The organism is Paenibacillus sp. FSL K6-2862 (assembly GCF_038005125.1).
GTDB classification, from domain to species: Bacteria; Bacillota; Bacilli; order Paenibacillales; family Paenibacillaceae; genus Paenibacillus; species Paenibacillus illinoisensis_A.
Window position 1 is genome coordinate 3,442,736 of sequence record NZ_JBBOSN010000001.1, and the last position, 25,617, is coordinate 3,468,352.

A 25,617-nucleotide genomic window follows, 5' to 3' on the forward strand; every position below is an offset into this window, starting at 1 on the left:
TGCAGCTGATCACATTGACCAAATCGGTACAAGTTCTTGTCCTTCAGCACTATTTTCTTGTTTAAGTGCATGTGATCAATGTTTAGATGTACATCATACTAACGATAAGCATTTTTTTGTTTAATTTGGGCGACTGGGACAAGAACTTGTTCCTTAAAACAAAAAAGCCGCTATAATAGCGACTTTGAATGAAACAGTGTTCTTGTCCTCCATTGACGATTCACGTTGTTCCTCTCTTCATTTTATCCGGGTAACGCCCAACCTCCTCTTGATGCAGATTCATTTGTATTTTTACTCACTTTGCACAGTGAATTTATAATAACTTTAAGCTTTGCGAAGCATTTGTCTCTCGCTTAGCTGTGAAAGCATATCCTTCGTCATGGCCTTCAAGTCGTAGCGGGCATGAAATCCCCATTCTGTTTTTGCTGCCGTCGCATCAATGGAATGCGGCCAGCTATCGGCAATCGCCTGTCTTTTCGGATCAACCTCATAATCGAGGACAAAGCCGGGTAACTCTTCCCGAATCGCTGCAGCGATTGCCTCCGGATCCACGCTCATTGCAGTAACATTAAATGAGTTTCGATGCTTCAACCGGTATGAATTCGCTTCCATTAAATCGATGATCGCGTTCAGGGCATCTGGCATATACATCATGTCCATGTTTGTGTCTTTGGCGATATAAGATGTATACCGGCCAGCCGTCACGGCTGCGTAATAAATTTCCACAGCGTAATCCGTCGTTCCTCCGCCGGGAGGCGTCATATAAGATATCAAACCTGGGAATCGCAGCCCCCTAGTGTCCAGGCCGTACTTGTGAAAATAATAATCACAAAGCAGTTCGCCGGATACTTTGTTCACGCCATACATCGTATTGGGCCTCTGGATCGTATCCTGCGGAGTATTGTATTTCGGAGTCGTAGGGCCAAAAGATCCAATGGAGCTTGGAGTGAACAATTGACAACCGAGCTCTCTGGATATTTCAAGCGCATTCATCAATCCGCCCATATTCAAATTCCAGGCAAGCAGGGGTTTCTCCTCTGCAGTAGCCGACAGCAGCGCAGCCAAATGGATGATGGTATCCACTTCGTACCGCTTGGCGATTTCGAACATTGCCTTATCATTCGTCACGTCCAGCAGCTCGAATGGTCCTGATCGGGTAATTTCGTGGGCTGATGACCTGAGATCCGTAGCAACGACATGATCCGCACCATAAATCTCACGTAATTTAACAACTAACTCAGAACCGATTTGGCCCAGTGCTCCGGTCACCAAGATCTTGTTCATAAGACATTCCTCCCGAAATATACTCCCGCGAAAGCAGCTAAAATGCAGCTAAATCAGCTTCATTTCCTTGCCAACTTTCTCATAAACAGAGATCACCTGGCCCAGCATCTCCTTGGTATGAGCAGCTGTCGGCATGTTGCGTATTCTTCCAGTTCCTTTCGGGACCGTAGGAAATACGATTGCCTTAGCATAAACGCCTTCTTCATAGAGCCTTTTGCTGAACTGTTGGGTGGTTACTTCATCGCCAATGATACAAGGTGTGATCGGAGTTTCACTTTGGCCTACATCATATCCAAGCCGTCTCAAACGTTCTTTCAAATGATTGCTATTCTCCCACAGCTTATCGATCAGCTCTTTGTCATTCATCAAAATGTCGATAGAAGCGCTACAAGAAGCGATTGCAGCCGGAGGTAGCGATGTCGAGAACAGAAACGGACGGCTTCGCAGCTTCAGCCATTCGATCAATTGTTTTTTACCCGCCACATAACCGCCGACAACGCCGATCGCCTTGGAAAGAGTACCAATTTGAAAGTCAATGCGGTCGGACAATTCAAAATGTTTCACGGTTCCCGCACCTGCTCCGAGAACGCCCGAACCGTGAGCATCGTCCACATAAGTAATCAGATCGAATTCTTCTGCTATTTTCACGATTTCGGGTAGCTTTGCTATATCACCATCCATGGAGAAAACCCCGTCGGTGATGACCATAATTTTATGGTACTGACCGGATTCCTTGGCCTCTTTCGCCAGCCGTCTTAAATCATTCATATCCGAATGCTTAAAGCGTATCACCTTGGCTCTCGACAGGCGGCAGCCATCAATAATTGAAGCGTGGTTCAGCTCATCGGATAAAATCGCATCATGCTGGTCCATTACCGCGGATATAGCAGCCATATTACAGTTAAATCCCGATTGATACACGATAACGGCTTCCGTTTTTTTGAAACGGGCCAGTTTTTCTTCAAGCTCAATATGAAGATCCATCGTACCATTAATTGTTCTCACAGCGCCTGCCCCTGCCCCGTATGTCTGCGCCGCCTTAACTGAAGCATCAATCAGGCGGTAATCTGTTGCCAAGCCCAAATAGTTATTAGAAGATAAATTGATTAGGGACTTTCCGTCAATACGAATAACAGGACCATTTGCACCCTGCAGTGTATCGATGAAGTTATATAGACCGTTATTCTTTAGATCTTCGATGTTCGAACTTAAAAAATGGTCCAATGCTTGACTTGACATTCGATTCCCTCCTTGATATACGTTTGTCCTCATACAGGAGACATGTTATTCTGCGGAAAAACCTTGTTATACAGGGGGTTATACTGATTTCAATGTAGCATCTTTTTTATTCTTTGTACACATGTGGAGGACAAAAAGTAAAAAAATACGCAAATATACATAGTGATTATTCCCCCCCTTCTCCGGAAGCAATCGCTATTCAATTTTTGTTTATATCTTTTGCTGCTCGGTAACTTCTTGTGCAGCCATTATTTCTTTTGTTTATTCCTTTAAATCAATCGATTTACCCCAGCCAAACGGGATTCTTCCATGGCCAACACAATGAGATGAGTCCGAACGGGAGCGCTTGCCAAAGTTAGCTTCGCCCCAACACTTAGATATCCATCTAATCGAAAAAAGGACTATGTTCTTGACCATTTCGGCAATCCGTACAAGTTCTTTCCTTGGCTCGGAATTTGGAACTTTTACGGATAAAATAAAAAAGCCGCTATAATAGCGACTTCAATGGGACTATGTTCTTGTCCATCGACCATTTTTATTTAGAATTATCCTCCCTCTTGATTGAAACCAGATACGGTAATCGGTACAAGTCCTGATAATAAATAGTTTGTTCAACTACGTTTTACGTTAGCACAGTGACTTAATGTGATTAGGTTCACCGCGCTGTCTCTAACCGCTAAGTTTAATGGTCATCTACCCGGATGGCCTTTTAGTGTTAAAAGCTACAAATTTTACAACGATTACTCTGATAACGGGACGATAGCATCAATGAGAACAAGTCGTCGGAAACGAACGCGTTTACGAAATGGTTTGTAAAATGCGAATGATTTCTTTTTCGACAACTGAATCGTCAATAGTATCCAGATATTCAGGACTAATCACTTGATACTGTTTCATTCTATAAAACTCCATAACAGCTTGTTTCAAGGTCAGATCATACCATTGAATACTAAAGGTCGGTTCCATAATGCGCCGAAGCGTCGCATCATCTTGAACTAAGGACAGTGCAGCGTGCATTCTGTTAAAAATCTTCTTATCCATACCGGATTGAAAAAAAGATTGTAAATTTTTAATTCTATTTTGTTGAGCGATGGAAATATTTTCAAAAAGTCGTGGATAAAACTCCTTAAGATCTTGCAGGAACAAATCGGATATATATATAACACCTATTAACGATTCCAGAAACGTTTTTTGAAATCGATCAATATATGAAACGGAATCATCATTTACAACGGTGTCGGCCTGCTGCAAATACTGAATTCCATATTCTACAACCTGTTCGATGATTTCATCTTTGGATGAAAAGTGCTTGTACAGCGTCACTTTACTAATATCCATATGTTTTGCGATATCGTCAATTTTCAGTTGGCTGAATCTGGTTCTTCTAATTACAGGTTTGATTTTGTTTAGATATTGATCTGCGCTCACGGGTTTTCTCACGATTGAAGCCTCCTCTAATGCTCATCAAATCATATTATATCAAAATAGCTGTATCAACAAACAATATTGAATAAAAATATTAAATTAACTAATTTTATTATTTTAGTTTACTTAGTTAAATAACCGTTGTATAATCTCTCTTGTAATGAATAGCCAATCGAGGAAGGGTTAACGGTCTCATAAGCAATATACATTTCTCGAAATTACATTATTAAAAGGAGAATACACAATGAAACTCACAGTTCTCGGCTCACTCGGCAATATTAACCGTAACTACCTGCCATCCCTAATCGCAGACGGCCATGATGTCACCGTCATCACAAGCTCCAATGATCGTATCGCCGACATCGAAGCGCTTGGTGCCAAACCAGCGGTCGGATCAAACCTCGACGTCGAATTCCTCGCACAGGCCTTCTCGGGTAGTGACGTCGTTTACCTCATGATTTCGGGCATAAATTATGCCTCTGGCACCGACATGCGGCAGACCGCTATTGATCTTGCTGAAAATTATAAGGCCGCTGTGCTAAAATCAGGCGTAAAAAATGTCGTCAACCTCAGCTCAGTCGGCGCGGACAACGCAAACGCCGGCATTCTATACTGCTATCATTCTGTAGAAGACGCGCTAAACTCGCTTGAAAGCGTGAATATTGTCCACATCCGGCCTGTCGGCTTTTACAGCAATCTTTTTGCCGACATGCAAAGCCTCAAAACCCAGCAGACTATCTTCAGCCCAATTTCTGTTGACATCCCACAAGGCTGGGTCAGCCCTGTTGATATTGCAAACGTTGTTTACGCCATGATTTCTCACACCCCAGCGGGTAAAAGCGCGAAGTTCATAGTTAGTGACTGGGCCACAGGCAACGACTGGCTCAACGCCCTTGCTGAAGAAGGTATCGAAGCCAAATACCAACAAATATCTGTTGAAACTCTTGCTGAGAATATGATGAAAATCGGCTTCCACGAAAACACTGCCAACGGGTTTGCCCAAATGAACCGCGCCTGCGAGAACGCCGACGAGTTCTACGCCAGCCTCCGTGCAACCGACTACCACCTTGGTAAAGTTAAGGTCGGAGACTTTGCGAAAGTTTTTGCAGACGTGTACAATAAATCTGTTTAAACGTCCAGAATACTGTTAACCTGCGGATGAGAATGCGTCTAAGTGCGTTCTTCATTTGACAACTTGACCTGGAGACTCTTGAGATGGCAGCCTGTTCATCCTGCTCTAATCTCAGACCTCGAACAAGAGTTTTACTCTGACTTGGTTTTGACATATAAAGAACAGAGCTCGCTGAAGTGTTAGCGAGCTCTGTTCTTTCTTGATAAATGCGCACAAAAAAAACTAACTGTGATAAGGTTCATATCGAATGACTTAAAACTAACCTGCCCGTTAGTTTAATGGTCACTTACAAGTAACGATACTAGTCCCCCTTTTACTATAGAATCCTCACTTTTAAAAAATAAAAACGAACTATCTAATGATAGTCCGTTGAATTAATTAGAGTTGAAGCCATCTAGTCACATCTTCAGATATAAGACCATTCTGACGATGTGTGACAGGCATTTCACTGATTTGTAGTAAAAAGTAACTATCGTGTGTACGCAGACACTCAAGAAAGTACTTCTCTAACAATTCAATATCATCCGCTGTTTTAATTAAATACACTCTGTCATGAAGATGTTTGACCTCAAAGAGATTATCCAGATGAAAATTGATACATTCCTCGGTCCATCCTTCATTTTTAGGCTTATAGGAAAACAAATAGAGCTTAGATATAGTATTCTCCCCCTTTTACTCTTATAGCCTGCCTTCTTTTAATGCCGTTTCCTTACGTGGCTTAAATAACACCTTTAACAAAGGTGGCGCTATTAAAGTTGTAAGTATGACCATTATCACAACTGAAGTGAAGTATTCAGGTAAAAGAAGCCCTGCTTGTAAACCCGTCGATGCAATGATCAATGCAACTTCTCCTCGTGATACCATCCCAGCTCCTATAGCAAATGAAGAAACATTGCTGAATCCTGTAATCTTTGCTCCCAACGCACCACCAAGTAATTTGGTTAAAACAGCAGCAACGGTTAGAACGATAAGGAATCCGATCTGTTGTCCTACACCTTCAAATGAAACATTGAGACCAATGCTCACAAAAAATACGGGAACAAAAATTGAATATGCAATGGGCTCGACCTTTTTTTCAACAACGTTCTTAAAATTCGTTTGTGAGATTGCAATACCGGCAGCAAATGATCCGATTATCCCGGCCATACCCATCAAATCAGCAAAGTACGCAAATCCAAAACAAATGAAGAGTGCGATTGATATTATGGGTTCAGTTACCTTAAGAGTGGAGAGCCACTTCATAACCCGAGGCACTATAAATACCCCTGCAACAAATACACCTATGAAGAACAGCACTTTTTTACCTACTAACAGTCCTAACGACACATCCTGACCTGTACCCAAGAAACTCATCATAAATGCCAAAAGGATAACAACTAAAATATCGTCTACCACAGCAGCTCCAAGAATTGTTGTGCCCTCCCTGGAACTTAAACGATCCATATCCTTTAGCACTTGTACTGAAATGCTTACAGATGTTGCACTGAATAAAACTCCCATAAAAAGTGCATAGTTCGTGGTTAATCCAAATACATCTGCTACTCCGAACCCACCTATAAAAGGTAGGATAATTCCACCCACAGCAACGGCAACTGCTGATCTCCAGTTTTTCTTTAACTGATCTAGGTCAGTTTCTAATCCAGCAATAAACATAAGTAATAACACACCTATTTCAGAGACATAATGAATGAATTCATTATTATCAATCCACCCCAGAATTGCAGGTCCCAAAATAATACCAACAACCAATTTCCCAAGCACAGAGGGTTGCCCCAACTTTACTGATACATGTCCTGCTATTTTTGTGCTAACAATGATTAAAGCCAAATACCATATAAACTCCATTCTACCTACTCCTCAACAATAACATATCAACCATGCGAACGCGTTCCTCAACATAATAATAGACCCAAAATCCTAGGTCAATACAGCTTTTAAACCGCCTTAAACAGGCCTCTAACCCCTATAACAACCACAATTAATCCCTGTATACGCATTTTTAATATAAACCTTGAAAACAAGCGTGAATAAGGTTTTTATATATATAAATGTATACATAATAACAAGTAATAGTATGTAATCAAATTCGTTCTCATGGTAAATATAGCTTCGCTGAAAGACGTCCTTTTGAATGGTGGGTAATTTAATCATCTTGTTTGTTCTTTGTAACATCGTACATTCCGTTTTTGTCTTGCCGAAGTAGGCAACTAAAACACTCAATTGGATTTACTATCTATGCATTTATTAAACAAACCTGCTCATTAGCTGAATAAAAGCAGCCGATCAATTGACCAGCTGCTTTCTTTGCTTTATAATGCTATCGTTTCTACGTTAGTTTAACGATTAAGATCCTTGTTCTAGTATATTTCCTTTAATAATTCCTTTTGCATAGGTTTAATATTGATGATACTTCTGATACTTTTTGCTCTTATTTCAGCATCCTCAAACATATTTGCCAACCCTAGCTCTAACAATATCCCAGCTGCAACGGTTCCCGTTCTACCCTTGCCTCCTCCACAGTGAAAGGCAACTTTCTTGCCAATGTTATACGCTCCAACAACCTCAACATTTACTTACCTTCTTTCAAGAACTGCTCGATCCGAGCTTTAATTGAATCGCGGACCTCAGCGAATGTAGCTGTGATTTCTTCCTCTGTACCTGTCGCCTTGGCTGGATCATCGAAGCCCCAGTGCCATCTTTCAGCTTTATCATTACGTACAACTGGACAATTATCGTTGGCATGACCACAAAGCGTGATGATGTAGTCTGCTTGTTTTAAAATCTCAGGATCAATCACATCTGATGTATGACTCGAAATATCGATTCCAGCCTCTTTCATCGTTTGAACAGCACGAGGATTTAAGCCATGGGCCTCTAATCCAGCACTTCTCACCTCATATTTGTCACTACCAAGTGCCTTTAAAAATCCATCGGCGATTTGGCTTCTGCAAGAGTTTCCGGTACACAAAAAGTAAACAAGTGGTTTGTTGTTCATGATTATTGATCTCCTTTATCTTTGGTTTGGCTTACTTGCATTTTCATTTCGTCCATTTTAGAGTTAATCAACGTTTTTATGATGATAGCGATAACAACCAATGCTACTGTGATTACGGCAATCATTAACCAAACATTCAAGTTTGTTGAATGTATCAAATGTAGCCACAAATACAGTCCGGTTAACGTAATAAAGAGAGTTGGAATAGTGAGAACAATCCCAATTTTGAAATAACTTCCCCACGTGATTTTTACATCCTTACGGGACAGTACATGTAGCCACAAAAGTGTGGCGAGCGATCCAATCGGTGTGATTTTGGGACCCAAGTCACTGCCAATAATATTGGCATAAATCAGTGATTCCCGGATGACACCTTGCGTACTCGTCCCATCAATAGCCAGCGCATCAATCATCACTGTCGGCATATTGTTCATAACCGAAGATAATATTGCAGCTAGAAAGCCCATACCCAGTGTGGAGATGTAGAGCCCCTGGTCAGCAATAGCTTGAATGACCTTACCAAGTTCATCCGTCAATCCCACATTTCGCAGTCCATAAACAACGACGTACATACCAATGGAGAAAATCACAACTGCCCATGGAGCCCCTTTAATGAGCTTCCATGTTTGAATAGCGTGACTCCGCCTTGCAGCTAATATAAACAAGATGGCAATAACCCCAGCGATAACAGACACCGGAACTTGAATGAACTCGCTCATCAAGTACGCCACCAGCAGCACGGCTAAGATCACCCAAGATATGTTGAACAGTTTCTTGTCCTTGATCGCTTCAGCTGGCTTTTTGAGCTGACTGACTTCGTAGTTCCCTGGAATGCTCTTTCTAAAGAACAAGAACAGGACCAGAAGACTCGCTAATATTGAAAAGAAATTTGGAACAATCATACGACTTGCATATTCCACAAAGCCAATACCAAAGTAATCCGCAGAAACGATATTGACGAGATTGCTCACGACGAGCGGAAGTGAAGTTGTATCTGCAATAAAACCACTTGCGATGATAAAAGGTAAAATCATCTTTGGATCAAATTTGAGCGCTCGGACCATAGCAAGCACAATGGGCGTTAAGATCAGTGCGGCACCGTCATTTGCAAAGAACGCTGCCACACCTGCCCCAAGCAGCACAACATAAACGAACATCAGCTTGCCATTACCTCTTGCGAGCCTTGCCATGTGTAGTGCAGCCCATTCAAAAAATCCGATTTCATCTAATATCAGTGAGATTAAAATAATAGCTACAAAAGCAAGCGTGGCGTTCCATACGATTCCTGTGACCGTACCTACATCGGATAGACTGACGACTCCAAAAAGAAGAGCAAGGACAGCTCCGGCTGACGCTGACCATCCAATATTAAGCCCCTTAGGCTGCCAAATCACAAAAGTCAGTGTAAGCAAAAAGATTAAAATCGCGATAATGGTCATGCTTCCTCCTGAGGACCGCAGCAGTTTTTCAATCCTGCTATTTTATCTTTCATGGATGGCAGATAGGGATACACACACTGAACATAGGCTTCTGCATCTGGATTAAGAGAGTAGTACACCCACTGCCCTTTTTTCTTTTCATTAAGGAGACCGGCTGCCTTTAGTTTTCGAAGATGCTGACTGGCGTTTGGTTGTGACATGCCAATAATGTCTGTGATGTCACATACACAAAGTTCCTGTTCCTGAAGTAACGCAATAATCGTCAAACGTGTTTTATCAGCTAATAACTTATACGCCTCAGCCATCTCCTGAATGTTTTGTTCCATATGTACACCTCCTGTGACTATTCTCGTCGGTTTCATTTAATGATATAAGCATATAATAAATCACTTATATAAGCAATGACGAATATAAGGGTGTTGTACACCAAAAAAGCTACTGCATCACGATTTGGATGTAGTAGCTCTGAATTCTTGATTATCCGCAGCAGGAATTTGATCCTGCCTTTTCCGTTTTTGAAGGTGAGCAACAATTTGCAGTGTCTTCCTTCACTTGAACTGGTTCACAGCAGCTGTCCATAATACTCGCACCTAGACTGCACACGCCCGTCTCCGGCAGTTCCAGTTCTACTTTTTGAGCTGACTCCATATCTCCCACTAGTGCTGCTACAATGGATCTAACTTGCTCATATCCCGTTGCCATGAGGAAGGTTGGCGCCCTTCCATAACTTTTGGCACCTACGATATAAAAGTCCTTTTCAGGTTGACGGAGTTCTTTTTCGCCATGTGGTCGAACTGTACCGCAGCTGTGGATATTGGGATCAATCAATGGCGCCAGTTCATAAACACAGTCTAAGCTTGGGTCCGTTAATATCCTTACTTCTCTCACCATCGATAAATCAGGACGAGAACCTGTATTAACTACAATTTCACTGATTTGATCTATAACCACTTGTTGACCTTGAATGGTCCCAGAAACCTGGATCTGTTCACCTTCTTTTTGAAGTTCTTCAATATAGAATCCTGTCAGGACCTTTATGGCGCCGGATTCAACCACTTTCTGAATTCGAGTACCCAGTTCACCCCTTGCCTGAAGCCCATCTAATTCTCGCCCGCCATAAACATCCTCAATATTTGCTTTGCGAATAACCCAAACGATCTCCGTTCCTGACTCCTCTTTTTGAAGCTCGGCAAGCTCAAGCAGCGTGTTGATCGCAGAATGTCCGCTTCCTACAACAAGCACCTTCTTGCCGCTATACCGATTTCTCTCTTTTCCTAACACAGCAGGAATGCTGTATGAAATGTGACTATGAAGTGCTTTTTCCTCTTTTGAAAATATACCGTCTGAACGAAGCGGGTTGGGATTGGACCATGTCCCCGAAGCATCAATAACAGCCCGCGCTTCATAAATAAACGAAGATCCGTTTTGTTCAACATGGATCACAAACGGCAGTTTCTCACGCCCACTTGTTTTCACTTTGCTCAACCCTTTGCGACTGATCGCGGTAACTTTCGTATTTAAATGTACATTTGGACTTAATTCAGGCAGCGCAGCCAATGGTTTTAGATAATGCTCAACAATCTCCCTACCCGTTGGGATCGTTTCGTTTTGTGGAACAGTCCAATTCGCCGATAACAGTAACTCTTTAGCAGCTTTATCGATGTTATACTGCCATGGCGAGAACAGGCGTACATGTTCCCATTTTCGAATGTTTGCCCCTACTTCATCTCCAGCTTCAAACAATATAAACGGCTCACCTTGAGAAATGAGTTGTGCTGCAGCAGCAAGACCAACGGGTCCAGCTCCAATGATCGCAACAGGTAAGTTATCCTTCTCTTGCACTGGTGCTTCGCAGCAGCTTGCTTGGTTCAAAGGGATATGTTTAATCATCTTAGTTTCCTCCTCATAATTAGTTGCATTTTGCAAGTATTATATTAAATAAATGGGATAAGTATTATCCCAGTGTTGTACAGCATACGCTGGATTTCGCCATACTTTCGTTTAGCAGTTTAACGGCGTTGATGACCATATCCCGTTCAAACTCAGACATGTGCGAAAAGACTTCTTTTAAATAGTCATTCATCTGCTCATCAATGACCGTAGCAACAAACTTACCTTGTGTAGTCAAGGATAATATGTAAATACGTCGATCTTCAGGTAAGGGCGTTTTCTGAACCAAACCCAACTTTACGAGACTTTGAACCTGGCGACTAAACGTTGTGATGTCAATGGAGAGTGCATCTGCCACTTGCTGAATGGATGGATTATGCTTACGGTCAATTTCATAAATAATATGACTCTGAACAAGTGAAATATCCAGCCCTCCTGCAGTGCAGCAGTTTTTATCCAATAATCCAAAACGCCGTGTCATGATCTGAAACATCTCTCTTACGTTGTTTTCCAATGACCTCACCTCTTGTTATAGTTATACCCTCATTATTTGCAAAATGCAAATGTTTTTTTGTTTTTCTTCCCCCTTCCCATTTCAAGTTACATTGTGATATAAACATGTACAAAAACAAAATGTAGGAGTGATCAACATGGTAATTCTGCGGCAAGCTACCGAAGTGGATCTGGGAAGCATTCTAACTATTTATAATCAAGGTATTGAAGACCGCATTGCCACGCTAGAAACAGACATAAAAGATGAAGCTTATATGTCTGATTGGTTTAACAAGCACCAGGGGCGTTATTCGGTACTCATAGCTGAACAGAGTGATCAAGTGGTCGGGTGGGCTTCTATCAATTTATATAACCCTAGAAGCGCAAATGACGGTGTCGGTGATATCTCCATTTATATTCATCGTGATTATCGCGGCAAAGGGATCGGAAAACAGTTGCTTCAGAAATTAGAGGAAATCGGTAAGCAGAATAACTTTTATAAGTTTGTTCTTTTTACCTTTCCATTTAATACGCTAGGTCAGCGCTTATACCATAGAGCCGGATACCGAGAAGTGGGTATATTCCGGAGCCAAGGCGTTCTAGAAGGCAATTTTGTAGATGTGATGGCAATGGAAAAATTATTTTAAGCGTCGTTGTTTAATGTCCAGTTACAAAAGGTCTTATCATCGTCGGAATTTAAGATGCTAGCAATATATTTAACTCGGTTTACGAATTACTCAAACACAATACATTAAACTAACCTGCCCGTAGTCATCCATGCCCCTCTCGGGGCACCACAGCGTAATGAACATTTTGTTACGGCGTTTTATACTATTCTTACGGCTGGTGAGGAAGGTCGTTAAGCTGTGGTGTCGTGAACCCATCCGTTAGTCACTAAAGCTGGGTGATATTGTTATGATTAAAAGAGAAGCGTTATTTTGTTTTTTTAGCAGCATGGCGGAAGTATTTTATCACCCTTCGATACATTGTCTTGTCCTTTAATTGGTTGAAAATATAAGGGTCCGGTTTGACGTTCACCTCAATAATCCAGGGTTTCAAACTCCGGTCCAGACCAATATCCACGCCGATTTGCTTAAGGTACGGGTATTTTTTCTTCATGTGGCGTGCAATACGTAATCCAAGCTCATTCATCTCCTGGATGAGTTCATTTCTGCGTTTCAGGGATGCATGAGATTCCAGCAGTCTGTGAACATCCATTGGTTTACCACCGCTGTGATAATTGGTCACGATTTTTTTCGGATGACCGAGTCGGCCGATGATTCCCGTAGCCTCCCACTGATTGTCGGGACTTAACTGTATCATGACTCTTATATCAAAACGCCTCTTGTTGTGCTTAAGCAGATTGATTCCTCTCTGAATGAGATAGCTTCTTTTATTTACCAGACGTACAAGACTTTCATGGAACGAGTCAAAATTGTCAAACGACAGTCGTTTTTGTTCAATCTGATAGGCAAAATTCTGATGACTCACCATCTCCGCCTTTATGACACCCATTCCGTAAGTGCCAATCTCGGGTTTAATATAAACCATACCGTATCTGCTGATCATGGACCACAGGTTGGTTTTGTTATATCGCTGCGTATCAGGTATAAATGGTTTGATAAAACCATTATTGAGGATCACTTTTGTTTTCAACCATTTGCTTCTTAACGGCTTCAATCTATCCACCCCCATATAACACTTCTCCCTTCAACAAATGAATCCAACCCTGATGTTTCATCAAGATCATGCAGTATATGTAATACCGATAAAACTACCCTAAACAAATGCCCTTGTTCGTAAAAATGGTATATTCGCACATGCCCTGACCAAACCAATTTTGCACACATATCATGAACAAGATGTAACCATTTGTCCAAGGAGTTGAGAAGATGCCAGTTCAGCATGAAATAAAGTTAAATCGTGCGCCTATGATCGATGTTCTTATACCTGCAATCGAAAAAGATTTGAGCACTCTTCCTCAAGTTATCGATAGCATTCGTCGTTATGTGCGGCACCCGATTGGACAGATTTATATTGTTTCCCCGACCAGCAACAAAATCAGAAACCTTTGTTCCCGCAAACACTGCATTTTTGTTAACGAGCAGTCAGTCCTGCCTATCACCAAAAACGATATACACTATCAATCATCCCGCTGGGACCGCTCAGGCTGGTTATATCAACAACTGCTTAAAATGAACGGGGATCACATTGTGAGAGCGAAGCACTTTCTGGTGATGGATGCGGATACGGTGCTCATTAAACCTCATTCATTTATTGTTGAAAATAAGACGGTATTTTACTGTCGCGACTGGAGTCAGCCAGAATATTTCAACACCTACCGCAAGCTGTTAGGCATGAAAGCGCCGCGCCCACGCTCTTTTGTCACCCATTATATGCTGTTCGAAAAATCGAAACTCTCTGCTCTGAAGAAGAAAATTGAAACGATCCATCAGCTGCCATGGTACAAAGCGATTATCTCAACTATCAATAAGAAGAAGCAGTTTGGGTTCTCAGAGTATGAAACCTATGCCAATTTTATGTATTCGAAAAACCCGGCCAGCATAATCCTAAAGAGTTCCATGAATAAAAGTCTCAACATGAATGCTTCTTCGTTAAAAGAACAACAAATTCGCAATTTTGCGCTTAAATACCGATCTCTTTCCTTTCACAAACGTAAAATCTATAGCAAAACTCCCCGAGTTTAAGGAGGAAGCCAATGCATATCGTACTGCTATGTGGCGGCGCAGGCAAAAGGATTTGGCCGCTGTCCAATGAGCTTCGCTCCAAGCTGTTCGTGGATATACTTCCGTCACCTGGAGGCGGAAGAGAATCCATGATCAGCAGAGTATGCCGCCAGCTTGACAGCTCAGACCTACTCGACTCAACGCTCATTATTTCACATCAGAACCAGACCGACATTACCACCCGTCATACCAAAGGCAAGATACCCGTCATTGGAGAACCTTTTAAGCGTGGGACTTTTACTGCAGCTGCCTTGGCGAGCTTGTATCTGAAATCCTACGGAGCGGCTGAACCTGACGATATGATTTGTATCGCGCCAGCGGATGTGTTCGCAGACGAGAACTTTTTCAGGAGCTTCAAATTACTTCCGGAAATATTGAAACAGAGTCATGCCGATATCATTTTAATTGGGACAAGGCCCACATACGCTTCAGAACAATATGGATACATCCTGCCAGGAAAAAAAGAACCTAATGGTTATGCACCGGTTACACAATTCATAGAGAAACCTGAATTGGATGTCGCTGAAACCCTGCTACAGCATGGCGCATTGTGGAACTGCGGGGTGTATGCCTTCTCTCTTGCGTTTATGTTGTCCCATATTGAAAAAAATGGCCTTCCGGTTCATTACGAACAATTGTTAACCCTGTATGAACAGTTGCCTGAACGCAGTTTTGACAAACAAGTTGCTGAACAATCGCAACGGGCTGTTGTACTGCCATATGAGGGTGTATGGCAGGATATCGGGAGCTGGGATGCTCTGTGTGATCAGTTGGATTCCAATGTATTGGGACACGGCAGAATATCCGAATCTTCCCCGGATTCCTACATCGTTAACGAGCTCCCCTACCCGATCCACGTCATCGGAGTCCCAGGTATTATCACTGTCGCAAGTCCGGACGGAATTCTCATAGCCAACAAAAAAGATTCAAATGAAATTAAAGAGCAATTGGGCAGTATTCCACTGCAACCGATGTACGTCGAGGCAACTTGGGGCAGCTATCGCGTCATGGAGAGAGCGGTAGAAGACGAAAATACAACCGTAACCACATTAAATATGACGCTTTTGCCTGGCAAACATATCGGATTACGCAAGCATCGATTAGGGTGCCGAGCATGGACTGTCATTTCAGGCAGTGGGCAGGTGCTTATTAACGGGCAGATCAGGCAGGTGACCACAGGCAATCAGTTTGCGATTACCTTGAATAGCCTCTTTTCTATTCTGGCCGAAACCAGGATGGTAATTCTTGAGGTCCAGCTTGGCGTACCGGAGAATGAGGTAAGCATGCCTTATAAAGCAGAGGATTGGAAGGTAATGATTGAGCTTGCAGGATCTTATAAATCACCGGACTAATGCAAGATGAAGAAAAAGCCGCCCATATGGCGACTCCTTATGCTTTCTAGACAAAGGTAAGCCTTACGGAAAGGGCTTTATCGTCCTTCGCACTCGTGAAGGACGATAAAGCTTTTCATACGTTCTTAAAGCTTACTCGAGGAGCAAACGGATCACCAACCTATGATCATTTTGGAATCAACAGGACATTACCATCTTCCTGTTACTCGTTTTCTGGAAGATCATCATTACTTGTTTGAAGTCGTTAATCCGATGCTCGCCTATCAGCCAAGAATACTAATAGAATGTAATGCACGGTTTCGACAAAGGCAACAATTTATGCTTCATATCCGCTCCCCTCTATTCAGTTCGACTATGTAGTTCAACGGAATAGTCAACTTCAAGACTTTATGTTTATCAGCTAAACCTATCTGATTCGAAATTGGTATTATATTTGGGATGTAAACTTGCATTTATAAACCGATCGGTTTATACTAATACAAACAGTACAGAAAGTGAGGAAAATGTAATGAATAATTTAACTCCCCCATTCACTCTTGAGACAGCAATCCAAAAAACGCGTATGGCCGAAGACAGCTGGAATAGCCGCGACCCTCAGCGCGTCTCTCTTGTGTATACTGAGGATTGTTATTGGAGAAATCGGAGCGAATTTATAACAGGCCGCCCAGCAATTGTTGCTTTACTAACTAGAAAATGGGCTAAAGAATTGGACTACCGCCTCATTAAGGAGCTTTGGTCATTTACGGATAACCGTATTGCCGTTAGATTCGCATATGAATGGCGTGATGATAGTGGCAATTGGTTCAGATCGTATGGAAACGAGAATTGGGAATTCGCTGAAGACGGCTTAATGCAACGTCGATTTGCTTCGATTAATGACATGCCAATTAAGGAAGAGGAACGAAAGTTCCATTGGCCTCTCGGTACGCGTCCCGCTGACCATCCAAGCCTAAGTGAGTTAAACCTATGACGCGGACTGTTTTTGAAAAATCTGATGTCATCCCTCTCATTACTGAGGTATTTCGTGAATTAGGTTATGAGGGAGCATCTTTGAGTAAAATTACAGCCCGGACGCGTTTATCTAAAGGAAGCTTATATTATTTCTTTCCGGGTGGAAAAGATGAGATGGCTGCTGAAATTCTTGCTCATATTGATCAATGGTTTATCAAGAACATTTTTGAGCCGCTCGAACAGAATGAACCCCAGGCAGCCATTGATCATATGTGGCAAGAGGTCAATACTTATTTTCAATCCGGACAGCGTATATGCCTTATTGGTGCATTCGCTTTGGACGAAACAAGAGATCGATTCGCTGCAGTAATTCGGCAGTATTTTATTAGATGGATTGAAGCATTAAGTGCGGCACTAGTTCGAACAGGCATTTCTAAAGAAGCTGCTGACCAGATTTCAGAGGAAACGATTGGCAGTATTCAGGGGGGATTAATTCTGAGTAGAGCACTTCATGATGAATCCTATTTTGAACGTTCGCTGGCAAATCTGTCACAACGAGTCTCAACTTATGTTTCTAAAAGCAACTCTGCTCACTGACTCAAAAGAGTTTTTTTGTAAGACTCGCGGAATTTCTTCACCCAAGAAACAAGTGATTTTTCTTAACGATTTCATTAGCGACTTTACGGGAGGTCAATATCATGAGCAATGTTGTCACAGATCAATTGGGATTTGTTCGCCGTCAGGCAGTTGAATACGTGAGGAATATAAATGACCCCGACTCGGAAATCATTCCAACAGGTTTGACAAACAATATAAAATGGAATCTAGGCCACATGTATGTTATACATGAGAAGTTCGCTTTCCAACTTACTGGGCAAGAAACCACATATCCTGCTAATTTTAGTAAGTTGTTTGATCCAGGAACTAAACCCTCTGACTGGAATATAGAGCCTCCAACGTTGTCTCAAATAATCGACTTGTTAACTGAACAAATTGCAAGGGTTGAATCGGTACTTTCAAGCAAATTGAAAGAAGAAATCAATCCTCATTACAAGTCTTCTACAGGACTTATCTTTACAAATGTAGAACAATTACTGGGTTTTCTGATTTACCATGAAGCAATGCACTTTGCAACCATTAAAAATATCAAGAGCATAATTGACAGTTAGAATTAATAAAGAATTAGCTAAATCGACCATTCTGGCAATCGGTACAAGTTCTTGTCCCTAGACAACTAGAATTACAGCACTCTCCCTAACCTGCAACAGGGTCGCCAACGTGATTCCTTGGACTTATCTGTAGAGCGAAAGTAAAGGCACCCATTTGGGTGCCTTCGTTGTTCTTACTGTCTCTCTTTGGCTAGTTCGATAAACGAACTTAAATTCATCAACCAACCTTATTGGGACACTTATTCACTGCACAGAACGTGCAAGTGCTGCAACCGAACCGCGGAAATCGGGTCTGCCGTCAGCCGTCCACAAAAGCTCCGTCACAAATGTATGGCGATTCGGATCGTACAGCGGATCTCCTATAACTTTCTTGTACGTTCTTGCATGGAACACAAATAGCGTCTTTTCGTCGGTCTCTGACACCGTGAAGGAATTATGACCGGGACCATACATCGAGATGCTCTCATCTGTCGATAAAACCGCTGACTGCGACTTGCGCCATGAGGCGGCATCGAGCAAATCAGCATCCGCATCGGCTTCAAGCAGGCCCATGCAATAATTAAAATCAGTGGCGCTAGCCGAATAAGAGAGGAATACCCGATTACCCTTGCGAAGAAATGCCGCGCCTTCGTTCACTCTATAACCAATGATCTCCCAGTCATATTCCGGCATCGAAATCATCGTTTGCGGCCCAGTCAACGTCCACGGATTGCTCATTTTAGATATATACAGATTAGAGTTGCCTTCGATATTCGGATCCTTTTGTGCCCATACGTAATAACGGCTGCCATTATGCTCAAAGGTAGTAGCATCGAGGGCGAAGGTTTCCCACGCGGTGCGAATCTGTCCTCTTTCCGTCCAACTGCCTTCTAGCGGATTGGCATGTTCATTCTCTAGCACATACATCCGATGGTCGAACAAGCCTTCATTCGTATCCGTCGTGTGTGCGGCAGCGAAATATACGTACCATTTGTCATCAATAAAATGCAGTTCAGGCGCCCAGATATTGGCACTAAGGATACCAGTCTCGCGCTTTCTCCAGATCACTACAGGAGTTGAAGTAACAAGCCCCTCAAGGCTCTGGGCTCTACGGATTTCAATCCGATCATACTCAGGGACAGATGCTACGAAATAATAATGTCCATCCGAATGTCGGTAAATAAAAGGATCAGCTCTCTGCTCAATTAATGGTTGAATGTCGTGTAACGATCTTTGTTGGATTTCCATCTTATCACCTGCTTCATCATAATATACACTACCCTTTAACAGCACCTGCTGTCATACCGTCTATGAAATATTTCTGGAAGGCAATAAACAGTATGAAAATTGGAATGATGGAGAAGAAGGAGCCTACGATCAATAGGTCATAGTTATTGCCATAAGGAGTTAACAACGTTTTCAAACCGATTGGAAGTGTGAATTTACTCTGATCTCCGAGCACCATGAATGGCCACAACAGATTATTCCAGCTATTCATACCATTCAGAATGGCCATTGCTGCAAAAGATGGCTTCATAATCGGCATAATTAGTCTGAAATAAATCGCATATTCGTTTGCGCCATCAACCCGCCCGGATTGAATAATCTCTTTGGGTATGCTTCTTAGATATTGCCTAAAGAAAAATATCGTCGCGGCATTGGCTACACCTGGAAGAATGATTGCTGAATAGCTATTCACCATTTTCAAATCATTAATCAGGCTGTACAAAGGAACCAGCAGTATTTCGAAAGGCACCATCATAATGAGCAAAACACATATAAAGAGGAAGTTCTTACCCTTAAAATCATATGCTGCGAAACCATATCCAACAAATGCGCTTACAAAAAGTGTTAGAACCACTTGAACGATGGTTAAAGTCATACTGTTCCAAAACCATACAAAATAATCATGTTCTCCAGTAAACAGATAGATGAAATTGTCAAAACTCATGATACTAAAATCCAAACTTAGGTTAAGACCATATCTAATTAATGATTCACCTGGTTTAAAGGAAGATAGGGCCACTGCATAGAATGGAATCATAATTATAACGAATAGTATAATAAACAAACAAATAATTACTATTCTGGAAATAGAATTATTCCTCGTCTGGCTTTTGCCCACTTTAATCCTCCTCCTTTTTGAACATTCCACTAAATTTCAACTGCGTTAAATTGATAATCATAGCAATGACTAACAGAATGATCCCAACTGCAGCTGCGTAACCCAGCTTATTCTTCTCAATCCCTTGTCTATACAAAAATCCAACAATGGTTAAGCCAATATTTTTGGGTGAATTGTTACCGTTAAACATCATCAGGCTCTCGGTAAACATGGCTAAACCTGCATAAACACTAATTGTCGTAACATATACCGTGGTCGGCTTCAATAATGGCATTGTGATCGTTCTAAACTTCTGCCAAGCAGATGCCCCGTCAATTGAAGCAGCCTCATAATATTCATTGTCAATGCTTTTCAAACCGGATAGATAGTAAAGCATATTAACACCTGTCCATCTCCAACATGCGAGGATTAACAGTGCTGCCATACTCCATTCTCCGTCTTTCAGGAATTTAATAGGCTCTACACCAAATAGACCTAGGAAACTGTTCATTAATGAACCTTCCATTTCACCAAATGTAAGGCGGAAAATGGTACCCGCAACTGCGACAGATGTCAATGCAGGGAGAAAGAACGAAGATTTAAAAAACTCTCTTCCCAGCATTAACTTACTGTTGATCATAACGGCGAATAACATGGGAAAGGGAATTAATAGCACTAAGGTTCCTAACATGTAAACAACGCTATTTTTAATCGACGTCAAAAACACTTTATCTGTAAGTAATTTCGAATAATTCGCTTCACCAATCCATTTAGGATCCTGTCCCAACATCTTATCTTGAAAGCTCATTATGAATGAATTTACAAGCGGATATAACCAGAATAACAAAAATATGAGTATAAATGGCAATACAAAAACATAAGGCGCAACCTTTTGAGAGTATACAAATTTCTTTATCATATTCTCAATCTCCCTTGACTATGGTTAAACCTGCCGACTACTATACCTGCCGACAGGTTTAATCAAATCATTTACTTATTATATTTATTTCAATTCTTGTTCGATTGCTTCTTGTGCTTCATCCAGCGCTTCCTTCACGTCTTGGCCATCTTCAAAGATAGCATTCAAGGTAACCGTATTGAATATATTGCCGATGGTCGGTGAAGCTTTAACGGACTTGATCGCTCTAATTTCGTCCTTGATTTCATTCAAAGTATCAAATGCATTTGTTTTAAAGTATTGGACGTATTCATTATCAGGGTTTTTCGTTACTGCATCATCTTGCCATACCTCCATGTTGATTGGGTCAAATCCAAGTGTATTCCAGATTTCAGTCGTAGCTTCTTTCGAAAGCTTGGCAAAGGCTACAAATTCTTTGGCCAACTGAACGTCTTTACCATTCTTAGTAACAACTGTGCCAGTACCGCCTAAGCCAACAGAACGAGGATTACCTTCTTCAAATACAGGCAATGGAGCAATTGCATACTTCCCTTTAAGGTCCTTCATTTCATTTACAAAGCGGGACATGTACCACTCAGGCATCAATGCGCTCGCGTAGTTGCCTTTGTTGTATTCGCCTTTTGCTTCTTCTGTGTCGGGTTGACCGCCAGGGATCGTATGAATAACATTGTTCTTCTGCAGATCGACTAACATTTCATACGCTTTAATCATTTCAGGCGAGTTCACTTTTGGATTACCATTTTCATCTGTAAAATCAGCGTTTTGTTGAGCTAGCAGCAGCGATGCTTGCCAAGTAGCTGATGTATCAGCAGTACCTAAGTACTTGCCAGTCTTTTCATAAACCTTGATACCTGCTTGTTTGTAATCTTCCCAAGTTTTGATTGTCTTGTAGTCAACACCTGCTTGTTCCAGAATTTCAGTGTTGTAGAAAGCAAGCGTAGCACCTACGTGATAATCAAAGCCATAAACCTGGTCGGCTTTGGAGTAAATCTCCACACGTGAAGGAACAACAACGTCTTTGTATGGTGCAAATACATCATTCAAAGATTCCAGTGGAACGTTGTCACCTTCCAAGAATTTAGGGAATTGACCCAGCTCGATATCCGCGATATCAGGAGCACCTTTTCCGCTTGTAACTGCCAATAAGAGCTTGTTGTGCATATCGTCGTAAGGCATAACCGTTACATTCAACTTAATCTGTTTGTCTGGGTTCTCTTGGTTCCATAACCCCAGCATTTTATCCAAATGCTTGCCGTGCAAATCTACGAAGGTCCAAAATGACAATTCCGTTGCATTCTCACCGGCATTAGCGCCTAATTGCTGTGTTTCCGTTTTTGAATCAGAAGGTGTACCACATGCTGTAAAAACAAGCGACATAATAAGGACTGTAACGATGGAAATTAAAGTACTGCGTTTTTTCATTTGTTCGTCATCCTCTCTTTTTTGGTTATGCATTTGAAAAGTCGGCTGACTAGTTAGATCTGTTAATTTAAGCGGGTTCAATCCACCTTGGCACCACCATCCTTAACATAAATTCTAACCGTTTAAAGAAAAGACCCCTTCGCAACATTTTCTCAGATTCCATATTGTAAGCGCTTTACATGCCGTATTATAATATAGATGAAATATGCTTTATATAACCAATTGATTATAAAATCATAAAGTTTATGGGGAGATGCAACTTTTTGAAAAAGCTGGCGCTCTACAAACAAATTCGAGAAGATATTCTACAGAAAATTAAATCAGGGCGGCTTCGGCCAACGGACCGCATTCCTTCTGAGCAAGAACTAATGGACGAATTCAGAGTAAGTAAAATAACCGTCAGGAACGCCCTAACCCTACTAGCTGACGAAGGATTGATTATACGCGTACAAGGCAAAGGCTCTTTCGTATCTTCTAGTCTCGTTGTTTCCAGCATCAATTCTCTGCCATCCCCATGCACCGCGTCCTCCATGCCGCTCATCGGCTTCATCATTCCGACGATGAGGACCCGTGTCATTCAGAAGCTCGTTGATTACACGGAACAATTCCTGCATGAAGCCGGTCTCAGCATGATACTTAGCATCACGCGCGAGTCCTCCTCTATTGAATCAAACGTCATTCGTACACTGACGGAGCTTGGTGTGAAGGGGCTGATCGTTTTTCCGACAGAAGATGAGAAATACAACGAATCATTACTGCGTCTGTCGCTCGATAAATTCCCGTGTGTGTTCATCGACCGTTATCTGCGAAACATTGAGACGTACACCATTACTTCCGACAATTACGGCGGCGCGTACAAGGCTGTCTCCCATTTGCTATCCAAGGGTCATCAGCAGATTGCGCTCATCTCACCTGAAAATGCCAATACAGCCGTCGAGGATCGCACGCTCGGCTTCGAGCAGGCATACACAGATCAAGGCATCTCGATTGACAAGAGCTTGTGGTGTCACATCCCTCTCGACATTCTACGCGGCGAGCAAGCATTGGACTATGTAAGCGACTTCTTGCAGGAACACAGCGAAATTTCGGCAGTCTTCTCCTTGACTGAAGAAACCGCACGCCTTACATCGGCCGCTATCCGTCGTCTGAACGATCACTCCAATATCGATTTGCTATCTTTCGATAATCCACATCTTTCTGGCGTAGCTTATGTACAGCAGGATGAACAGGAAATGGCACGAACAGCCGTAAAGCTGTTACGTGAACAAATGGAAGATATTTATTCTCCTAAGAACGCCGTCATTCCCGTGCAACTCATCTTCCCTTGACACGGCAAAAGTTGCAGCCATGGCGGAGCTGTTGCGGGAAGAATGGCAGTTCGCTCTAGTTTCTCGCCACAATAACACGCCCAACACTGGGAAACATCATAGACCAAGAATAGCGAAAGAAGCGAATGTGCCGTCAAAAGCACGTTCGCTTCCAGCCGCGACACTCCTGACACTTTTCTTTCCCAGCCTCGGAGTGTCTCCTCCATTCACGAAGCCCTCTTCCATCCGTGGGATGTGACGAGGATGCACCACTCAAAACGCGATAGCCTATGTACCTTTTCAGCGTTACCATGGCCCGAAATCTGCACACATATATACCAATCCATGCCTCGCAAGGAACCTCGCAAAAAACTTGCGCTTATTTATGATACGGTTCACCGTAATACATCTAAAACACAAAATACAGTTTGACCACAGAATCTACATTAGTATATAGACAAAAACCACTCCCGATGTTTAAGGAGTGGTTTCTTTGCGTAGAGATTCCCTCTTGTTTCACTAACCTTTCCGGTTGTGTATAACCCTTTTTTTAGTGTGTTCATTGTGTATTACTACATAAATATTACCTTAAATTTGAACTTAACTCATGAACCCTCCCATGCCTCACAAAGTCTTCGCTCCCACAATCCTTCATCACCTGGCCATGAGGTGGAGGTCAGAATATGCTACTCCGTATGTTAAGGCTGTCCAACTCATCCGTGCTGTTGTTGTCATGGTTTCTGCTATTGAAAACTGTTACTTATGCGGTCTTCTTGGAGTAGAGGTTTACTACAAGGTTCATATTTAGATCGTAAGCACAGCTTTGCCTGTAAAATCGCGATTGATTAATTGACGTGCCACGGAATCAATCTGCTCCCAGGATTCTTGCACCGCGATACCCGTCTGCAATTTCCCTGCTCCAACCAACCGAGTGAGCATGGCAAGATCTTGCGAAGGCGCATGGCGGTTCATTTCTTCACCGAGAAAAAAGCTATACAACGTCCTTCCGCCTAAACCGATCATGTGCAAAGAAGAGGTATCTGAAGAAGAATGACCCAGGGATACGCAGACGCCTTGTGGGATCAACTGTGGGAAAAGAGCCGCAAGTGTATCTCCGCCAACGGAATCGATGATAAAATCATACGGGCCATTCGTGGCGATGGCTTTCGTCACGTCTTCCCCAACAAGGACTTCATCTGCGCCAAAAGCCATAGCTTGCTTGGCCTTGGACTCGGAACGTGCAACGCCGATTGAATAAGCACCAGATAAGGCACCCAATTGATGAGCGAATGCACCGACCCCTCCGGTTGAACCTGTAATTAACACTCGCTTGCCTAGCAAGAGTCCTCCTTTACGCAAGGCGTATAGAGCCGAGAGGCCGGCAACTGGTAAGCTAGCAGCTTGTTCGAAGGTGATCTCGTCTGGAATTTCTGCGAGAGTCAGGGCAGGTACCGCGATTTGCTCCGCCCAGGCTCCCGTTAGCAATAAACCGACTACACGGCTTCCTTTCTTTGGGCCGACCCCGTTTAAGGCCTCCTGCCGTACAACACCGGAGAAATCCCAGCCGGGCCTGCTCGTTTCCTGGCGCTGGATTGCATCGACGATTTCGCCGCGATTAAGCGAGAAGGCTTTAACTTCCACGATGGTCTCCCAAGGTTGTGCTTGCGGTGTTTCGACTTCCTGAATAGTGAACGGATTTTTGTTGTGCGGGTTGACAAAAATCGCACGTATCATAATCATTCCCCCTTTTTTCAACGCCTGGTGAATTGGT

Annotated in this window: 24 protein-coding genes; 8 read left to right on the top strand and 16 right to left on the bottom strand. The window is 42.5% G+C overall.

The genetic code is table 11. The features are described from left to right. Positions 1-324 precede the first annotated feature (324 nt). From MHB82_RS15630 to MHB82_RS15640, 3 genes are all read right to left on the bottom strand, one after another. The gene (locus MHB82_RS15630; protein ID WP_095357912.1) at positions 325-1,284 is read right to left on the bottom strand and encodes an L-threonine 3-dehydrogenase; all 960 of its coding nucleotides are present in this window, start codon (positions 1,282-1,284) and stop codon (positions 325-327) included. A 48-nt stretch (positions 1,285-1,332) separates the two neighbouring features. After that, positions 1,333-2,523: a glycine C-acetyltransferase gene (locus MHB82_RS15635; protein WP_095357911.1), complete on the bottom strand. Its 1,191-nt coding sequence runs from the start codon at positions 2,521-2,523 to the stop codon at positions 1,333-1,335. A 798-nt stretch (positions 2,524-3,321) separates the two neighbouring features. Beyond that, positions 3,322-3,963, bottom strand: coding sequence for a TetR/AcrR family transcriptional regulator (locus MHB82_RS15640; protein WP_095357910.1), 642 nt, complete (start codon positions 3,961-3,963; stop codon positions 3,322-3,324). 229 nt (positions 3,964-4,192) lie between these two features. On the opposite strand from MHB82_RS15640, the gene MHB82_RS15645 reads away from it, so the two are divergent. Then, positions 4,193-5,080, top strand: a complete 888-nt coding sequence (locus MHB82_RS15645; protein ID WP_341175211.1) for an NmrA family NAD(P)-binding protein — start codon at positions 4,193-4,195, stop codon at positions 5,078-5,080. 678 nt (positions 5,081-5,758) lie between these two features. Here MHB82_RS15645 and MHB82_RS15650 read toward each other — a convergent pair. From MHB82_RS15650 to MHB82_RS15680, 7 genes are all read right to left on the bottom strand, one after another. Beyond that, positions 5,759-6,925, bottom strand: a complete 1,167-nt coding sequence (locus MHB82_RS15650) for a cation:proton antiporter (RefSeq protein ID WP_341175212.1) — start codon at positions 6,923-6,925, stop codon at positions 5,759-5,761. Between the two features lie 512 nt (positions 6,926-7,437). Next, on the bottom strand, positions 7,438-7,623 hold the full coding sequence (locus MHB82_RS15655) for a protein-tyrosine phosphatase family protein (RefSeq protein WP_341176642.1): 186 nt from the start codon (positions 7,621-7,623) through the stop codon (positions 7,438-7,440). A 26-nt stretch (positions 7,624-7,649) separates the two neighbouring features. Then, entirely contained in the window at positions 7,650-8,075 is a 426-nt protein-coding gene (gene arsC, locus MHB82_RS15660) for an arsenate reductase (thioredoxin) (protein WP_176475961.1), read from the bottom strand. Positions 8,076-8,077: 2 nt separating this feature from the next. Continuing rightward, entirely contained in the window at positions 8,078-9,514 is a 1,437-nt protein-coding gene (locus MHB82_RS15665) for an arsenic transporter (protein ID WP_341175213.1), read from the bottom strand. Continuing rightward, entirely contained in the window at positions 9,511-9,840 is a 330-nt protein-coding gene (locus MHB82_RS15670) for an ArsR/SmtB family transcription factor (protein WP_127539643.1), read from the bottom strand. The genes MHB82_RS15665 and MHB82_RS15670 overlap by 4 nt, the downstream gene beginning before the upstream one ends. 151 nt (positions 9,841-9,991) lie before the next feature. Further along, positions 9,992-11,404 carry an NAD(P)-binding domain-containing protein gene (locus MHB82_RS15675; RefSeq protein ID WP_341175214.1) on the bottom strand — a complete coding sequence of 471 codons (1,413 nt, stop codon included), beginning with the start codon at positions 11,402-11,404 and terminating at the stop codon, positions 9,992-9,994. A 64-nt stretch (positions 11,405-11,468) separates the two neighbouring features. Next, positions 11,469-11,897 (bottom strand): MarR family winged helix-turn-helix transcriptional regulator, encoded by a 429-nt coding sequence (locus MHB82_RS15680; protein WP_341176643.1) that lies wholly within the window; start codon positions 11,895-11,897, stop codon positions 11,469-11,471. A gap of 151 nt (positions 11,898-12,048) precedes the next feature. Between MHB82_RS15680 and MHB82_RS15685 the strand changes: the two genes are divergently transcribed. Beyond that, positions 12,049-12,543, top strand: a complete 495-nt coding sequence (locus tag MHB82_RS15685; protein WP_341176644.1) for an arsinothricin resistance N-acetyltransferase ArsN1 family A — start codon at positions 12,049-12,051, stop codon at positions 12,541-12,543. Between the two features lie 286 nt (positions 12,544-12,829). On the opposite strand, the gene MHB82_RS15690 is transcribed toward MHB82_RS15685, so the two are convergent. Beyond that, positions 12,830-13,591 (bottom strand): YheC/YheD family protein, encoded by a 762-nt coding sequence (locus tag MHB82_RS15690; RefSeq protein ID WP_341175215.1) that lies wholly within the window; start codon positions 13,589-13,591, stop codon positions 12,830-12,832. Between the two features lie 197 nt (positions 13,592-13,788). Between MHB82_RS15690 and MHB82_RS15695 the strand changes: the two genes are divergently transcribed. From MHB82_RS15695 to MHB82_RS15715, 5 genes are all read left to right on the top strand, one after another. Next, on the top strand, positions 13,789-14,604 hold the full coding sequence (locus MHB82_RS15695; RefSeq protein ID WP_341175216.1) for a DUF6492 family protein: 816 nt from the start codon (positions 13,789-13,791) through the stop codon (positions 14,602-14,604). Positions 14,605-14,615: 11 nt separating this feature from the next. Then, complete coding sequence (locus MHB82_RS15700) at positions 14,616-15,995, top strand: sugar phosphate nucleotidyltransferase (RefSeq protein ID WP_341175217.1); 1,380 nt, start codon at positions 14,616-14,618, stop codon at positions 15,993-15,995. A gap of 508 nt (positions 15,996-16,503) precedes the next feature. Next, complete coding sequence (locus MHB82_RS15705; RefSeq protein ID WP_110757647.1) at positions 16,504-16,965, top strand: nuclear transport factor 2 family protein; 462 nt, start codon at positions 16,504-16,506, stop codon at positions 16,963-16,965. Continuing rightward, complete coding sequence (locus tag MHB82_RS15710; protein WP_110757649.1) at positions 16,962-17,543, top strand: TetR/AcrR family transcriptional regulator; 582 nt, start codon at positions 16,962-16,964, stop codon at positions 17,541-17,543. Before MHB82_RS15705 ends, MHB82_RS15710 begins: the two co-directional genes overlap by 4 nt. A gap of 101 nt (positions 17,544-17,644) precedes the next feature. Then, entirely contained in the window at positions 17,645-18,115 is a 471-nt protein-coding gene (locus MHB82_RS15715) for a DinB family protein (protein WP_341175218.1), read from the top strand. A 243-nt stretch (positions 18,116-18,358) separates the two neighbouring features. Here MHB82_RS15715 and MHB82_RS15720 read toward each other — a convergent pair whose 3' ends face one another. From MHB82_RS15720 to MHB82_RS15735, 4 genes are all read right to left on the bottom strand, one after another. Continuing rightward, positions 18,359-19,342, bottom strand: coding sequence for a glycoside hydrolase family 43 protein (locus MHB82_RS15720; RefSeq protein ID WP_341175219.1), 984 nt, complete (start codon positions 19,340-19,342; stop codon positions 18,359-18,361). A 28-nt stretch (positions 19,343-19,370) separates the two neighbouring features. Beyond that, positions 19,371-20,189: a carbohydrate ABC transporter permease gene (locus tag MHB82_RS15725; RefSeq protein ID WP_375335080.1), complete on the bottom strand. Its 819-nt coding sequence runs from the start codon at positions 20,187-20,189 to the stop codon at positions 19,371-19,373. Positions 20,190-20,220: 31 nt separating this feature from the next. After that, the gene (locus MHB82_RS15730) at positions 20,221-21,117 is read right to left on the bottom strand and encodes a carbohydrate ABC transporter permease (protein ID WP_095357894.1); all 897 of its coding nucleotides are present in this window, start codon (positions 21,115-21,117) and stop codon (positions 20,221-20,223) included. An 84-nt stretch (positions 21,118-21,201) separates the two neighbouring features. Beyond that, a complete protein-coding gene (locus tag MHB82_RS15735; RefSeq protein WP_095357893.1) occupies positions 21,202-22,539 on the bottom strand; it encodes an ABC transporter substrate-binding protein in 1,338 nt (445 codons plus the stop codon). Between the two features lie 263 nt (positions 22,540-22,802). Between MHB82_RS15735 and MHB82_RS15740 the strand changes: the two genes are divergently transcribed. After that, positions 22,803-23,867 carry a GntR family transcriptional regulator gene (locus MHB82_RS15740; RefSeq protein WP_341175220.1) on the top strand — a complete coding sequence of 355 codons (1,065 nt, stop codon included), beginning with the start codon at positions 22,803-22,805 and terminating at the stop codon, positions 23,865-23,867. Between the two features lie 783 nt (positions 23,868-24,650). On the opposite strand, the gene MHB82_RS15745 is transcribed toward MHB82_RS15740, so the two are convergent. Next, the gene (locus MHB82_RS15745; RefSeq protein WP_341175221.1) at positions 24,651-25,580 is read right to left on the bottom strand and encodes a zinc-binding dehydrogenase; all 930 of its coding nucleotides are present in this window, start codon (positions 25,578-25,580) and stop codon (positions 24,651-24,653) included. Positions 25,581-25,617: the final 37 nt, after the last annotated feature.